General features: G+C 66.4%; 14 protein-coding genes and 1 pseudogene. 8 read left to right on the forward strand and 7 right to left on the reverse strand.

The window, feature by feature from the left end; translation table 11 throughout:
• Nucleotides 1-7: 7 nt before the first annotated feature.
• Entirely contained in the window at nt 8-1720 is a 1713-nt protein-coding gene (locus O3I_RS23385) for an ABC transporter substrate-binding protein (RefSeq protein ID WP_014985460.1), read from the forward strand.
• Nucleotides 1717-2976 (forward strand): hypothetical protein, encoded by a 1260-nt coding sequence (locus O3I_RS23390; RefSeq protein WP_014985461.1) that lies wholly within the window; start codon nt 1717-1719, stop codon nt 2974-2976. Before O3I_RS23385 ends, O3I_RS23390 begins: the two co-directional genes overlap by 4 nt.
• Here the strand turns inward: O3I_RS23390 and O3I_RS23395 are convergent.
• The 4 genes and pseudogenes from O3I_RS23395 to O3I_RS44535 all read right to left on the reverse strand — a co-directional run.
• Nucleotides 2963-3601 carry a hypothetical protein gene (locus O3I_RS23395; protein ID WP_014985462.1) on the reverse strand — a complete coding sequence of 213 codons (639 nt, stop codon included), beginning with the start codon at nt 3599-3601 and terminating at the stop codon, nt 2963-2965. The two genes, O3I_RS23390 and O3I_RS23395, sit on opposite strands and share 14 nt — an antisense overlap.
• A complete protein-coding gene (locus O3I_RS23400) occupies nt 3601-4461 on the reverse strand; it encodes a 50S ribosomal protein L11 methyltransferase (RefSeq protein WP_014985463.1) in 861 nt (286 codons plus the stop codon). The genes O3I_RS23395 and O3I_RS23400 overlap by 1 nt, the downstream gene beginning before the upstream one ends.
• A gap of 141 nt (nt 4462-4602) precedes the next feature.
• Entirely contained in the window at nt 4603-5805 is a 1203-nt protein-coding gene (locus O3I_RS23405) for a DUF6004 family protein (RefSeq protein WP_014985464.1), read from the reverse strand.
• A gap of 204 nt (nt 5806-6009) precedes the next feature.
• Nucleotides 6010-6279: pseudogene (locus tag O3I_RS44535) on the reverse strand (NDP-hexose 4-ketoreductase); the annotation flags it as partial.
• Nucleotides 6280-6442: 163 nt separating this feature from the next.
• On the opposite strand from O3I_RS44535, the gene O3I_RS23415 reads away from it, so the two are divergent.
• A complete protein-coding gene (locus tag O3I_RS23415) occupies nt 6443-7156 on the forward strand; it encodes a DUF899 family protein (RefSeq protein ID WP_014985466.1) in 714 nt (237 codons plus the stop codon).
• Between the two features lie 24 nt (nt 7157-7180).
• On the opposite strand, the gene O3I_RS23420 is transcribed toward O3I_RS23415, so the two are convergent.
• Both O3I_RS23420 and O3I_RS23425 read right to left on the reverse strand, forming a co-directional pair.
• Entirely contained in the window at nt 7181-8053 is an 873-nt protein-coding gene (locus O3I_RS23420) for an SRPBCC family protein (protein ID WP_014985467.1), read from the reverse strand.
• Nucleotides 8046-8612 (reverse strand): winged helix-turn-helix domain-containing protein, encoded by a 567-nt coding sequence (locus O3I_RS23425; protein WP_014985468.1) that lies wholly within the window; start codon nt 8610-8612, stop codon nt 8046-8048. The genes O3I_RS23420 and O3I_RS23425 overlap by 8 nt, the downstream gene beginning before the upstream one ends.
• A 213-nt stretch (nt 8613-8825) precedes the next feature.
• Here O3I_RS23425 and mvk point away from each other — a divergent pair, with 213 nt between their 5' ends.
• From mvk to O3I_RS23440, 3 genes are all read left to right on the forward strand, one after another.
• On the forward strand, nt 8826-9827 hold the full coding sequence (gene mvk, locus O3I_RS23430) for a mevalonate kinase (RefSeq protein ID WP_014985469.1): 1002 nt from the start codon (nt 8826-8828) through the stop codon (nt 9825-9827).
• A 384-nt stretch (nt 9828-10211) separates the two neighbouring features.
• Nucleotides 10212-10409, forward strand: a complete 198-nt coding sequence (locus tag O3I_RS23435) for a hypothetical protein (protein ID WP_041562800.1) — start codon at nt 10212-10214, stop codon at nt 10407-10409.
• Nucleotides 10410-10675: 266 nt separating this feature from the next.
• Complete coding sequence (locus O3I_RS23440) at nt 10676-11470, forward strand: IclR family transcriptional regulator (RefSeq protein ID WP_014985470.1); 795 nt, start codon at nt 10676-10678, stop codon at nt 11468-11470.
• A gap of 253 nt (nt 11471-11723) precedes the next feature.
• Here the strand turns inward: O3I_RS23440 and O3I_RS23445 are convergent, their stop codons facing one another.
• Nucleotides 11724-12395: a GntR family transcriptional regulator gene (locus O3I_RS23445; protein ID WP_014985471.1), complete on the reverse strand. Its 672-nt coding sequence runs from the start codon at nt 12393-12395 to the stop codon at nt 11724-11726.
• A 72-nt stretch (nt 12396-12467) separates the two neighbouring features.
• On the opposite strand from O3I_RS23445, the gene O3I_RS23450 reads away from it, so the two are divergent.
• Together O3I_RS23450 and O3I_RS23455 are read left to right on the forward strand one after the other, a co-directional pair.
• Nucleotides 12468-12890, forward strand: a complete 423-nt coding sequence (locus O3I_RS23450; RefSeq protein ID WP_086006287.1) for a VOC family protein — start codon at nt 12468-12470, stop codon at nt 12888-12890.
• Nucleotides 12887-13648, forward strand: a complete 762-nt coding sequence (locus O3I_RS23455; RefSeq protein ID WP_041562801.1) for an SDR family NAD(P)-dependent oxidoreductase — start codon at nt 12887-12889, stop codon at nt 13646-13648. Before O3I_RS23450 ends, O3I_RS23455 begins: the two co-directional genes overlap by 4 nt.
• Nucleotides 13649-13909: the final 261 nt, after the last annotated feature.

Genomic DNA, 13909 nt, shown 5'->3' on the forward strand with positions numbered 1-13909 from the left:
CGGAGCAATGAACGGTGATCAGCCAAAGTACGGCGGCACCCTGCGCCTGTACGGACCGGGAAGCATGGACCACGTGGACCCGGCCAGCTCCTACTACATGCTGTCCGGGCAGATCATCAGGCTGTTCACCCGCCAGCTGTTCACCTATCGCCCGGTGGCACACCTGCACGACTGGAATCAGGTGACACCGGTGCCCGATGTCGCACTGGAGATCCCCACCGTCGACAACGGCGGTCTCAGTCGTGACCACCTGACCTATACAGTTCGCCTGCGTTCAGGGGTCTTGTGGGACACCACTCCCCCGCGTGAGGTGACGGCACACGACTTCGTCCGCGGGTTCAAACGCATGTGCAACCCCGTGCTCCGGGCCGGCGCGATCCACTACTACACCAGCACCATCAAGGGCGTGGCCCAATACTGCGACGACTACGCCGCCGCCGTGCCCGATCGGAACCCGGCGCCGGCCGAGCTCGCCCGGTTCCAGAACTCTCGCGATATCCCGGGGATCACCGCGGTGGACGATCGCACGCTGGTGTTCGAGTTGATCCGCCCCGCCCTCGATTTCATCCACATCATCTCGATGATGTTCGCGTCACCGGCGCCGGTGGAGTACGACGACTACGTCCCCGACAGTCCGGAATTCCGGCGGAACGTCAGGTCCCTGGGGCCCTACCGGCTGACCCACTACAGCCACGGCGAGCACCTGCGCATGGCGCGAAACCCCGTGTGGCAGCAGGACACCGATCCGGTACGGCATCAGTATCTGGACGGTGTCGAGGTCGTCATGGAGAAGGCGACGCCGCAGCAGGTCGGGCAGCGGATCCGAGCCGGGCACGCGGACCTGTCCTGGGCGTCGCCGGTCACCGAGACCTACGACGAGAACCCCACCGATCCGGGCAACAACCTCGGCTACGCGTTGAACCCCTACCTCGTGTTCAACACGGTCAGTCCGAACGCCGACGGCGCCATGGGCAAACCCGAAGTACGCCAGGCGATCTCCTATGCGATCGACAAGACGGTGATGGTCCGCATCTTCGACGAGCTGAGCGTCGGCACGGTGATGTGGCCCGCCCGCTCCGCGATTCCGCCGGGCAACTACGGCTACGAGGACTTCGACCTCTACGCGACACCGGGCGATCGCGGCGATCCGGAGAAGGCGCGGGCGCTCCTGGCCGCCGCGGGCTACCCGGACGGACTGACGCTGACGATCGCGCATCGCGATGTCGACGCGAACCCTGAAGTCGCTGCCGCGGTTGCCATCGACCTCGCCAAAATCGGTATCACACTGCGTGTCGTCGCCCTGGGGCACACCGACTTCTACCCCTTCCTCCGGGATCCGGCCAATGCGCGAGCGGGCGCCTGGGACATCTCGACCCCGGCCTGGACACCGGACTGGTTCGGCAACAACGGCCGCGCCTTCTTGCAGCCGATGTTGCAGACCAACGAGATTCGCGGCACCGGCAACTACGGGTGCTACAGCAACCCCGAGGTCGACCGCATGATCGACGAGGCGCTCTCGGCGACCGATCCGGCCCACGCGCACGCGGCCTGGCACGCGGTGGATCTGCAGGTGATGAAAGACGCGGCCATCGTGCCGATCCTGGTGCACGCGCCGACCATCCCGCACATCAAGGGCGCGCGGGTGCGCAACGCGATCGCCATGCCCACCATCGATCGCTGGTTCGACCTGTCCAACCTCTGGCTCGACCCGGCCGAATGAGCGTCGCCGAATCCGAGCGGCCGGTTTACGAGCCGGTGGTCCGCGAATACCTGCTGCTGGGGCTGCGTCTGGGGAAACTGATCGACGGTTTCGTGGACTGCTGGTTCGGCGATCCGCGACTCGCTGCCCGGGTCGCGGACGAACCACCCGCCGCTCCAGCCGATCTGGCTCGGCAGGCGGACCGGCTGCGGACCGAACTCGCCGACTCGGGGCTGCCCGACTCGCGGCAGCGATATCTGTCGGCGCAACTCACGGCGCTGGAGTGCGTGGGAAACCGACTGTCCGGCAGAGATATACCGTTCCTGGACGAAATTCGTCAGTACTTCGACGTCGAGATCGCCCTCGGCGATCCGGCGAGCTACGCCGACGCACACGAGGCGATCGCCGGATTGTTACCGGGCAGTGGTGGATTGCCGGAGCGGCTCGACGCGTACTACGAGCGCAATCGCATTCCACCGGACCGCTTACAGCAAGCCGCACAGGCGGTTTCCGACGAACTGCAGCGGCTGACCCGACCGCTGTTCGGCCTGCCGGCCGGCGAGCGCGTGGACTACGAGGTGGTGCACGGCAAGCCCTGGAACGCCTTCAACCGGTATCTGGGCGGCTTCCGTTCGACGGTCGCGCTCAACGACGAAGCCGGGCGCGCGATCGCGGCGCTGCCGATCCTGGTGACCCACGAATCCTATCCCGGCCACCACACGGAGCACTGTCTCAAGGAGGCCGGACTGGTGCGCGAGCACGGGCACGGCGAGCAGCACATCGCACTGGTGAACACGCCGCAGTGCCTGATCGCGGAAGGCACCGCAGAACTCGCGCACGTGGCGGTCCTGGGTGCGGGATGGGGCGAATGGACAGCGCAAATCCTTGCCGCGGAAGGGATTTTCAGCGACGGTGAGCTGGTCGAGCAGGTGCGAACCCACCTGCAGCGGCTGTTCGCGGCCCGCCAGGACGCGGCGATCATGTTGCACGACCGGGGCGCCACGGTCGACGAGGTCACCGACTATCTCGAACGGTGGCTGTTGCTGCCGCGCGACCGAGCCCAGCACATGGTGCGCTTCCTGACCGACCCGTTGTGGCGGGCGTACACGGTCACCTATATCGAGGGCGCACGCCTGGTCGGCGCCTGGTTGACCGCCGGGCCGGCGGATCAGCCGGTCGCCGGACGCTATCGGCGTCTGCTCCGAGAACCGTTGCTGCCCTGCGACCTACAGCGCGACCTGGATGCGACGAAGGCGAAATCTGCTATCCGGCACTGATGCCGGGCACCATGATCGCCCGTAGTTGCAAGGTGGTGTGGTCGCAGTACCAGATCCGGCTGCCGTCCCAGGTCAGTCCGGTCGGATTGCCCGCGACATGGTACGAAGCGACCTCGCGACGGCTCACCAGGCTGACCAGATTGATCATGGCGTTCTGGTAGTCGGCGTAGGCGAGGTAGTCGTCGGAGACGGTGACGCCCGCGGGCCGGGCATGCACCGGAATCGTGTCGACCAGTTGCAGCCCGTCGGGCGTGCGCAGATCGATCGCCTTCCGATTCTCATAACCGAGCCACACCCCGTGCTGGGCCGCCTCGATTCCCGACAACCCCTCGCCCGGACGGGGATTCGGCAACTCCGCGACCGTCTCGGCGGTCGCCGGATCGATCACGCGTAAGGCGCGGTCGTCACCGACGACCTGGATCAAATGGCCGCCCATCGTGGTCAGGTCGGACCGGACTGCCGCACAAGGGATTCGATGTTCGACCGCACCCGTCGCCGGGTCGATCGCGATGATCTGGTTGAGCACGCCTTCGGAGAACCAGAGCAGATCCCCCGACCAGGTCAGGCCGCACAGCTTCAACGCTCGTACCGGGATGTCGCGCACGGTTCCCACGGAAATCGGCATCACCCCTCCCCTCCCCGGGCGATCGTGCAGTCCAGCCGCCATTCGGTGACCACCCGGGATCGGGCGGAGCCGGACGGCCGATGCACCGTCGCCTGGATGGCATCGCCGGCGCGCACCGGCGTGTGCCGCAGCGGCCAGATCCACACCGCCCAGTTACATCCTTGGTACGAAGGAAAATTCGACAGGGTGACGCCGTCGATGAGGTCGGCGGTGAAGAATCCCATCACGGCGTGCAAGCTGCCGGGCCGTGCGATCGGCAGCCGCACGCGGTCCCCGATCGGCACGGGATCGCTGAGCAGCCGCGGCGCACGCTGGAAGAAGTGCAGCTGGGCGCGGGGCTCGGCGAAATCCTGCACGGCGTCCAGCCGGAACCCGTGAAAGTCCTGTCCCCACATCCCCCAGCCCTCGTCATCGAATTCGATGGCGGCCAACGTGGTGGTCAGCTCGCGCGGGATGATCCGGCCGTTCGGCGCCAGGTTCTTACGGGCGACACTGTCCAGCACGCGCATCATGTTCTCTTCCGGGCCGAGATTGCCCATCATCTCCGAGACGATGACATCGGCCTTGCGCGGCAGCCGGACTGCCCGCGCGTCACCCTGGATCAGGGTGAGCTGTTCTTTCAGATCGTTGGTCGCGATGATGCGTTCGGCCACCGCCGCCATATCTGGGTCCGCCTCGATGGCGTACACGTGCTCGGCGCCGTGTTTCAGGGCCAGCAGCGACAGCGCCAAAGTTCCTGCGCCGACGTCGATCACGATCGAGCCGGGCGCGACGACCTGTGCGAGCGCCTGCTCGTAGGCATTCATCCGCGGCCGGTCGGAGAGCATCACCTGGTGCATGAGAAGGGTCAACGGGTCCACAGTGCCTGCCTCCGGTCGTGGACGCTGGTCCCTCCCGACAACGCGGTGAGGGACCAGCAAGGCTGAACTATCGCTATTGATAACTCAAGGGAACTCACCCGAGCGGCCCGCGTCAAGCGAAGACCGCTCGGGAAAGCCCGCCTATACGTTGACGGCCGCGTGCTCGCCGACAAACGAATCCCGCATGACCAGGTTGATACCCGTCAGCCTGGCCTTGACCTCGTCCTCCGTGGTGACCAGCGCGGTGTCCGTGCCGTTCATCTGGAGTTCGGTGCCCGTGGCCTCCATGCTCGACAGCTTGCCGAACACATGCACCGGGTTCGTCGCGTACAGCGTCACGTCGGGCGTGACCAGCTCGAACTCGGTATCGATGTGCAGCTCGCTGGGGTAGCGGATGCGGCTCAGGCTGTCTTCGCTGCCTTCGCCGAGCGTGCCACCGGACACCCGCGGGAAGCTGACGCGCAGCATCACGCGGCCGCCGAGCGCGGCGCAGTGGCCGGAGATCGCGACGCGCGAGATCTGTGCCAGCACACCGGCACCCTCGTCGTGCTTCTCCGGTCCGAACAGCAGGATCTCCGTGCCCGCGGCGTTCTTGTAGTCACCGGCCAGGTCGACGGTCACTTCCTTACCGCCCACCTCCAGCTTGGCCTGACCCTCCAACGACACCTGCATGATCATCGACGGATCGACCAGCATGGAGATGCACGGTCCGGCGCTGGGCATGAAGAACATGCTCGGCGTGATGCCCACCGGCTCGTTCTCGTCGTTGGCGGGGTACCAGGCCTCGGGCAAGGTGGTGCCCCGGACCACGTTGGGCCCGACGATCACGTCGAACGGTCCGTCACCGCGCGGCTTGCCGAGGTACGGGCCGGTCAGTGGCTTCTTGAACGGCGGGATGTGGTCGACGACCCCGTAGATGTCGATCACGTTGCGGTGTGCCAGGCGCAACGTGCTGGACTCCAGGATGCCGAACCGGCGAATGTTGAACTCCGCGGGGAAGTTCTTGCCGGGCGTGATCTGCCGTACGTGACCGGTGTTGGGCAGGAACGGGTTGGACAGCACCTGGATGCGGTCGTCCAACTCGTAGCTGAAGCCCTTGATGCCGACCTCGGGCGCCGAGATCAACTCGGTCTCGAACTCCGCATAGCCCCTTTCATCGACGCGATGCTCGAATCCGGGCATCGGCCACTTGTTCAGTTGAACGAAACCGGAGAGATTGATGGTCTCTTTCCGTGCCGCGTAGTAGTCCTCGCCGAAGGCCACGGTAGCGGCGGCGAGGATGTGCGGACGGATCGGCTTCGGTTCTAAGTTCAGCGATTCGTACGTCTCTTTGATGGCGCTCAATCCAGACACCTCCAGCGTCTGCGGTACTAGTTGGAACGATCCTCATTAACTATATGTTTTTGAACTTATCTAGGTCAATGATATGAGCACAATCAAAAGGGCGAAGTATCAAGATTAATTTCCGGACCCACTGAATTAGCACTGACAAATTGCATGCCGAAGCCGCACAACACCTCGGGTGTTGCGCGGCGGATTACAGCGGAATCAGGTCAGTGAAATCTCCCGGCTTTCAACTCGAAATACCAAGCTCGCGGTTTCCGCGCCGTCGGGATCCGCGGCACGATCCCAGCCTTCGACGTCGACAACCACGGTCTGGCCGGGGCCGATCTCGCCGAACAGAATCTTCTCGGAGAGCTGGTCCTCGATCTCGCGCTGGATGGTGCGCCGCAGCGGACGGGCGCCCAGCACCTGATCGAATCCTCGCTTGGCCAGTAAAGCCTTGCCCTGCTCGGTGAGTTCGATTTTGCACTCCTCACCACCATGCCAGGTAGGTATATAAATATATAGTAACTGCCCGCGCGGCGGAGGCAAGCCCGAGTTCGCGGTAGCTTCGTGTCGCTCTTGAGGTCTCGTCCCCCGTGCTCTACCTTGACCCGAGGGCACGTTCACTATCCGAAACCAGAGGAGATCCCCCGTCATGGGCGAAGTGGATGCCGCGGCGATGGAACCGATGTGGCCCAAGGGCGCCAGCGACGAATACGTCACGGCCCGTATCGAACTGGCGAAAGCCGAACGCACGCTACGCGATCAGATCGAGGCGGTGGCCGCCGCCCGCCGGGAGATGCCGCCCGGCCGCACCCTCGACGACTACGCCTTCGCCGAGGGCCCGGCGGACCTCGGCAGGCCCGAACCGATCCGGACCACCAGGCTGCGGGAGCTGTTCGGCGAGCACGACACCCTCGTCGTCTACCACCTCATGTTCCACCCGGACGAAGACGCGGCCTGCCCGATGTGCTCGATGTGGGTCGACGGCTTCCAAGGCGTCGCCCATCACCTGGGTCAGCGCACCAGCTTCGCCGTCATCGCCAAGGCCCCACTGCCGAAACTGCGCGGCTGGGCGTTGCAACGCGGCTGGGACGGCCTGCGCATCCTCTCCAGCCACGACACCACCTTCAACGCCGACCTGAACGCCGAACGGCCCGACGGCGACCAGCGCCCGATGATCAGCGTCTTCACCGCCGAGGGCGACGAGGTGCGCCACTTCTACACCCTGCCCGCCAACTTCCTCGACGACGCCCAACGCGGCATCGACCTGCTGTCCCCGGTCTGGAACGTCCTCGACCTACTCCCCGCCGGGCGCGGCGAGTGGTACGCCGAAAACGACTACGCCGGGCGTGCGCGCCAGGCCTGAGCGCCTGCGGCGGCCGACTGCTACCTAGGCAGGGTCCGGGAAGTCCCGAATGACCGGCTTCCAGGCATCGCCCAGTTCGTTCAAGCGGCGGATCTCGGCCAGGGCGGCGAACCAACCGGCCTCGTGCTGGGCGGCGTTGTCGAGTTCGGCGTCGGTGTAACCGCTTTGGACGAAGGTGAGGCGGGTGCCGCCGTCGGTGCCGTCCAACTGCCAGGTGACGATCGAGCCTTCGCTGTCGGCGAGGGTGATCCGGCGGTCGGGCTCGAATTCGGTCACTTCGCCGTCGATGCCCAGGGTGGCGCGGCCGCCGACCCGGGGTTCGAGTTCCACCCCGGAGGCACCGAACCACCGTTCGATCTGCGCGGGCTCGATCAGCGAGGCGAACACCCGCTCAGGCGGCGCGGCGATGCTGATCTCGGCCCGGATCTCGGTGCCGCGGTCCGGGCCGAAGTCGGCCGCCGGCGTCAGTTCGGTTCTGCCGTCCAAGTATTCGACCAGGCGGGCCAGCGCGAGTGGCCAGAACACATGCATCGCGTGCGTGCCGTCGCGGCGGCCCGAGGGAGCCATCAGCTCTTCCAGCGTCGGCAACCCGGCGTGGGTCAACCGCAACACGGTCGCATCGCCCGCGTCCGCGAGCCGCAACTCGACCCGCGTTTTCACGCCGTCCAGAACCCAGACGAACGCCAATGATTCGGAGCCGGCTGCCGTCGCACCTTCTTGGTGCGGCTGATCGCCCTGCGGGGTGGTCGATCCCCAGAACTCGTATCGGCCGGCGTCGAGATCGACCTCGGCGTGCTCGGCCAGCCAGCGGGTGAGTTGCGCGGGATCTGTCAGAGCCCGGTACGCCTCGTCCCGGCCTACGGGAAGCTCGGTTTCGACACGCAATTGATCACTCATCGGGGTTCTCTCCTTCATCTTCGTGTGGGTAACAGGCGACCGCGAGGCGAAAGGTCTCGCCCTGGCCGGTGCCGTGCCGGGTGAACAACTCCTGCAGCACGGTGCGCAACTCGTCGAAAAAGGCCTGCCGGTGACCGGGTTTGAGCCTGATCTGCCCCGAGACCCCGAGCGTCGGCACCGGTCCGTCCGCCGGGGACAACGCGCCCAGCTCGCTCTGCACGTGCTCGACCAGGTCGAGCAGATAACCCAGGCTGAACTCATCGCGCACCCGGCGCCGTTCGGCCGGGACCAGTCGCGGCGACACCCAGTACGACCGCGCCACGGCCTGATAGACGCCTTCGCGGATCCCGTTCACGTGCCGCTCCGCGACCCGCTCGACCAACCCGGCCACCACCAGCTTCTTGACGTGATAAGAGACCCGCTGTGTCGATTGCCCCAGCACCTGCCCCACCTCGGGGCACGACCGCGGCTGCGCGAGCTGCTGCAAGACGTCGACCCGCTGCGGCTTGAACAGCACCTCGGCCTGCTCGATCGAGTCGACGTACAAAAGTTCTTTCACGAGAAACAGTATTTGTACGTTGCTCTGCCGTTGTCAAGCACTTCACGGCATCCCCTGGGCGAACCGTCGCCGACGGCAGACATCCGCCTGACCGGCCCGACGACGATCAACGATCGATCTTTGTTCCGCTCTACGGAACAGCGGGTGGAAAGCGGGGGCCGCACACCGTGCAATCGAAAGACCTTCACCCGTCGCAGAGTTGGGAGCTCGAGCGTGATTTCCGACCACCTGTACCGCACCGCACAGGAACACCGAGCAGGCGCGGGGAGCGCACACGGCAAGATCATTCTGCTCGGTGAGCACATGGTGGTGTACGGCATGCCGGCCATCGCGGTACCGATGCCCGAACTCCGCGCGCACGCCACCGCGTACGGTCGCGCAGCGGCCGACTCCCCCGCCGCCGACGCCGTGCTCGATGCACAGCGCTCGCGCAGCCACCTCGTGCACGTCGACCCGCGTTCCGACGGCCGATCGGGTGACAGCGTCGAGGTGGCAGCGCACGCGTTCATGCGGCTGGTGGGTTACACGGGGCGTGGGGTCGACGTCGTCCTGCGGTGTGCGATACCGCCCGGCCGGGGCCTCGGCGCCAGCGCCGCGTGTGCCGTCGCGACCGTGCGGGCGCTCGCCGATCATCTCGATTGCACACTGACACCGGAGATCTTGCACCGCGCGGTACAGCACGGCGAAGACATGGCCCACGGCACCGCGAGCGGCATCGACGCGGTCGCCTGTATGGCAGAGGGTCCGGTCTGGTTCGAATCGGGCTGGGTACAACCGCTTTCGGGACCGGCGTGGGCCCGCCTCGTGGTCGCCGATACCGGGATCAAGGGCAGCACCAAGGCCGCGGTCACCCAGGTCCGCACGCAGCTCGCCAGCGAGATCAACCAGGCACGAACCCATTTGATCAACGCCGCGGCGCTGACGCGCATGGCGGCCGAGGACCTCGCCGCGGGCCGCGTAGCCGAGCTGGGCAAGCACTGCACCGCTTTCCACGCGCTGCTGTGCGAAATCGGGGTCAGCTGCGGCGCACTCGATCGGCTGGTCGCCGCCGCCGTCGAGGCAGGCGCGGCGGGCGCGAAACTGACCGGCGGCGGCCTGGGCGGCTGCATGATCGCGCTCGTCGAGGACGACGAGCAAGCCGTCACCGTCCGCACGGCGCTGCAACAGGCCGGGGCCGTGCGCACCTGGACCATTCCGCTCGGACGCAAGGCGTGAACGCACCCGTCGCAACCCGATCCACCGTCGGACGAGCGATCGGCACATGGTCCAGCACCTCGAATCGCTGCTGCGGTCGAGTGATACACATCCTCGCCACCGAAGGCGCGACACCGGTCACCAGGACGTAGCAGGACCGCATTCGGACGAGCGATCACCAGGTGATGATTGCGGCATCGGCCCTCCGCCACCATTACCTGGTGATCAACCGACCAGCCCCGGGGAGGTGCGCTACGTGTGCGCGTCGGAGGGCACGACGGCGGTCCGCCCGCGATCTGTGCGTTCACTGAGAAATTGCGCGCGGCGTCGATATATGCATACTTTCGCATATATCTTGGGAATCACGGGCCGAGCAACGGCCCCTCCCGATCGAAAGGAACGAGCATGGCCTCGACGCTGGCGAGAATTCTCGCAATGACCAAGGGCGGCAAGGTGAACAGTGCGACCGTCAAGTCGGCGATCCGCGCCAACGAGAGCACGATCAAGCGCGCGACCGACCTCCTCGACGCACGGACCGCCGGGCGCTATCGCGGCAGGCTGGACAAACTTCAGCAGTCGGCGACGAAATGGGCAAATCAGTAGTTTCCCGGCTCGGATCGGTCGATTCGGCGCAACGGCGTTCTGCACCCAGTGCGTGCAAACTCCGAGCAGGGGGTTACGACGGGGATCTTCCTGAGTAGGTTCGGGCTCGGCGGGCTCGGAAGTAGTTGCCACAAGGGAGTGATCGATGTCCATCATGCTGCGGTATCCACGCCCGCTCGTGCGCGAGAGCGAAGCCCGTGTCCACTTGCCGGAGTCGGCAACCGAGCGGGGAACTCCCCCGGCCCGGCCGCGCGAGTTCCGGTGCGATGCCTGAGCAGCCGGAGGGCCTCGTCGCCCGATCGGCTCGACTGCTGGATCTGCTCGGCGATCAGGTCGAGCCGGTCAGCCCCGCCGACCTCGCGCGCCGGGCCGAGTTGCCCAAGACAACCGTGTGGCGACTCATCCGAGTGCTGTGCGCCAACGGGCTGATCGAGCAGCAAGGGCCCGGTTACGTCGTCGGGCAGCGATTGGTGCGCATCGCCGTGCCGCCGCCCGAGAACCGAGATCTGTTGCGCGCAGCGGCCGTTCCGTTCCTGGTCGACCTGCACGTACACACCGGGGCGACGGTGTCACTCGGCGTCCTGGCCGGCTCCCAGGTGCGGTATACGGAGCGGATCTACGGGCACGCCGCGGCGCGGACGCCGTCGTTCGGTCAGACCTTCGCGCCGGTCCACTGCACCGCGATCGGCAAAGTCCTGCTGGCGTTCGCCCTCGATCAGCCCGCCGACCTGCTGCGGGCCAAGAGCTTCGACCAGATGACATCGCGCACGATAACCGATGGCGCGGAACTGAAAGCGCATCTCGCCCGCGCGCGCAGCACCGGAATCGCTACCAGCGACGAGGAATTCACCCGGGGTGTGCGCTGCGTGGCCACACCGGTGATGGATCGGCGGCGTCGTCCCGTCGCGGCGATCGCGATCGGGGATACCGTCGCGCGGTTCGACATCGACACCGCGTGCGCGTTGATCCGCCGGACGGCGTTCGCGGTGTCGGTTGCGCTGCGAACCGGCACGCACAGCGGGCGGACGGAGCCCATCACGCGCGCTCACCGGTACCGGTGAGCGGTCCGCGCCGGACGTTCCGAGTTGCCCTGAGGCCGCACCACCGTTCAGCGCGACCGGTGCCCGACCGTGCTCAACTGCCTCCGAGCAGCGTCGATTATCAGCAGCGACATCTACCTACCCCAGCATTCCGATCCAGATAATCCGCGAGCCACCCGGCGAGGACAAAGCTACGGAGCAAGGCCAATTTCAACGTCCTGCCACGCCTGGGTCGATCAGGTGGTCGTCCGACACCGGGGCCGCCGCGACGCACTCAGGCCGAGAGGTGGGCGAGCAGACTGCGCCGGGCCGAGTCGACGTGCTCCTCGGCGCAGCGCGCCAGCACGTCACGATCACCGGACCGCAGCAATTCCGCCAGCTCACGATGCTCATCGATCACCCGGTCTCGATAGTGCTCGTATCCCGCTGCGACACGGTGCATTTGGAACAGGTAGACCTGCGACCGCACGGCCTGCCACGCCTGGCTGAGCCGTTGGTTTCCGGCGATGTCGTAGATCTGGTCGTGGAATGCGATGTCGAGAGCGAGCAGTCGGGGCCCGGCTGCCGCACCGGCGATCTCGGCCGCCATCGCCTCGACCAGGTCGTCCAGCGGCGCCAACTGCTGCGGACTCGCGGTGGCCTGGGCGCTGATCGCGGCCAGCCGGTCGAGCGCACCGCGAACCGCGTAGACCTCTTCGATGTCCTGCGGCGTGACCTCGATGACGGCGGTGCCGCGATGCCAACCGCTGCGGATCAAGCCTTCGCGCTGCAGCAGGGCCAAGCCCTCGCGGACCGATCCGCGGCTGACACCGAGCGCGGCGGCTAGTTCGACTTCGCGCAGCGGCGCACCGGGCGCGATATCGCCGGCGAAGATCGCGTCCCGGATGACGTCGGCCGCTTCGTTCGCGAGCCCGCGCCGTGCGGCCTTGGGCAGCGGTAGGTTCATGTCCTAATGTTGACATTAGGACATGGTGCGGAGCAAGCTGAAAGCCTCGTTGAAGGAAAAGGAGTGCTGACCATGTCACCTCGTCCCGCCATGCATTTGGCCATCCCGGTCGATGATCTCGACGCCGCCCGCCGCTTCTATGGAGATGTCCTCGGACTCGAGCAAGGGCGCAGCAGCGACCACTGGATCGACTGGAACCTGCACGGCCACCAGTTGGTCACCCATCTGGCGGCGGGCGAGAGCACCGCGCAGGGCCTGAGCGAGGTCGACGGACATCACGTGCCGGTGCCCCACTTCGGGCTACTCCTGCAAGCGAACGACTTTCACGCCCTGGCCGAGCAACTACGCACGGCCGGTGTGGAATTCGTGATCGAGCCGTACCTGCGATTCCCCGGTCGACCGGCGGAACAGTGGACCATGTTCTTCCGGGATCCGGCCGGTAATGCGCTGGAGTTCAAAGCGTTCGCCGATGAGGCGCAGGTGTTCGCGCGATGAGACGAGTATTGGTTACCGGAGCGTCGCGCGGAATCGGCCGGGCGGTAGCGGTGGCATTCGCCGAGAACGGCGATCGAGTGGCGGTGCATTACGGCAAGGACGCCGACGCCGCGGCGCAAACTCTGCGGCTGTTGCCCGGCACGGGGCACACCATGATCACCGGCGACCTCGGTGATCCGGAGACCGCTCGACAGGTGGTCGAGGCCGCTGTGGACGCGCTCGGCGGAATCGACATCCTGGTCAACAATGCCGCCGTCGCTACCTCGGCCAGCACCCGGCATGCGGTCGCCGAAATCGATTTCGGGCAATGGCAACGGATTTGGCAACAGATGCTCGATGTAAACCTGCTCGGCGCGGCGCACCTGACATATGGGGTCGCCCGGCATCTGATCGAGCGGGGCGCGCCCGGCCGCGTTATCAACATCGGCTCACGCGGCGCGTTCCGGGGCGAACCCGAATTTCCCGCTTACGCGGCGAGCAAGGCCGCGCTGCACGCTTTCGGGCAGTCCATGGCGATCGCACTCGCACCCCATGACATCGCGGTAACCTCCGTCGCGCCCGGATTCATCAGTACCGAGCGCCAAGAAGCGAAACTCGCGAGCGACGCCGGCGACGAGGTCCGCGCCCAGAGCCCGTTCGGCCGGGTCGGTACACCGGACGAAATCGCTGCCGCCGTGCTCTACCTGGCCTCCCCCGACGCAGCGTGGGCTTCGGGCACGATCCTGGATCTGAACGGCGCGTCCTACCTGCGCAGCTGATTACCACGTAGCGGGCGGCCGTCGGTTCGAGTCCTCTTCCGCGAGACGACGGCGGCCAAGCCCCAGCCCAGCCTGCTGCGGACTGCACTCGCCCGCCCAAAACACCGCGGGGCGCGGCGAAGATGGCAGCGACCGCGCCGTCGCAGCCAATATCCGCCTGCGACAACACCGCCGGTCTGCGTAGATGCCGTATGTCCAGGGTTCGAGCTCACGTTCGACGAATTTCCCACCGGCTACGGGTCACGCCGAGTTCGCCGTTGA

This window comes from Nocardia brasiliensis ATCC 700358, assembly GCF_000250675.2.
GTDB lineage: Bacteria > Actinomycetota > Actinomycetes > Mycobacteriales > Mycobacteriaceae > Nocardia > Nocardia brasiliensis_B.

Coding starts and splice junctions, on each gene's coding strand:
- O3I_RS23450 (WP_086006287.1), top strand. CDS start 12,468: ATGTCACCTCGTCCCGCCATGCATTTGGCCATCCCGGTCGATGATCTC.
- O3I_RS23455 (WP_041562801.1), top strand. CDS start 12,887: ATGAGACGAGTATTGGTTACCGGAGCGTCGCGCGGAATCGGCCGGGCG.
- O3I_RS23395 (WP_014985462.1), bottom strand. CDS start 3,601: ATGCCGATTTCCGTGGGAACCGTGCGCGACATCCCGGTACGAGCGTTG.
- O3I_RS23415 (WP_014985466.1), top strand. CDS start 6,443: ATGGGCGAAGTGGATGCCGCGGCGATGGAACCGATGTGGCCCAAGGGC.
- O3I_RS23390 (WP_014985461.1), top strand. CDS start 1,717: ATGAGCGTCGCCGAATCCGAGCGGCCGGTTTACGAGCCGGTGGTCCGC.
- O3I_RS23435 (WP_041562800.1), top strand. CDS start 10,212: ATGGCCTCGACGCTGGCGAGAATTCTCGCAATGACCAAGGGCGGCAAG.
- O3I_RS23445 (WP_014985471.1), bottom strand. CDS start 12,395: ATGAACCTACCGCTGCCCAAGGCCGCACGGCGCGGGCTCGCGAACGAA.
- O3I_RS23440 (WP_014985470.1), top strand. CDS start 10,676: ATGCCTGAGCAGCCGGAGGGCCTCGTCGCCCGATCGGCTCGACTGCTG.
- O3I_RS23385 (WP_014985460.1), top strand. CDS start 8: ATGAACGGTGATCAGCCAAAGTACGGCGGCACCCTGCGCCTGTACGGA.
- O3I_RS23420 (WP_014985467.1), bottom strand. CDS start 8,053: ATGAGTGATCAATTGCGTGTCGAAACCGAGCTTCCCGTAGGCCGGGAC.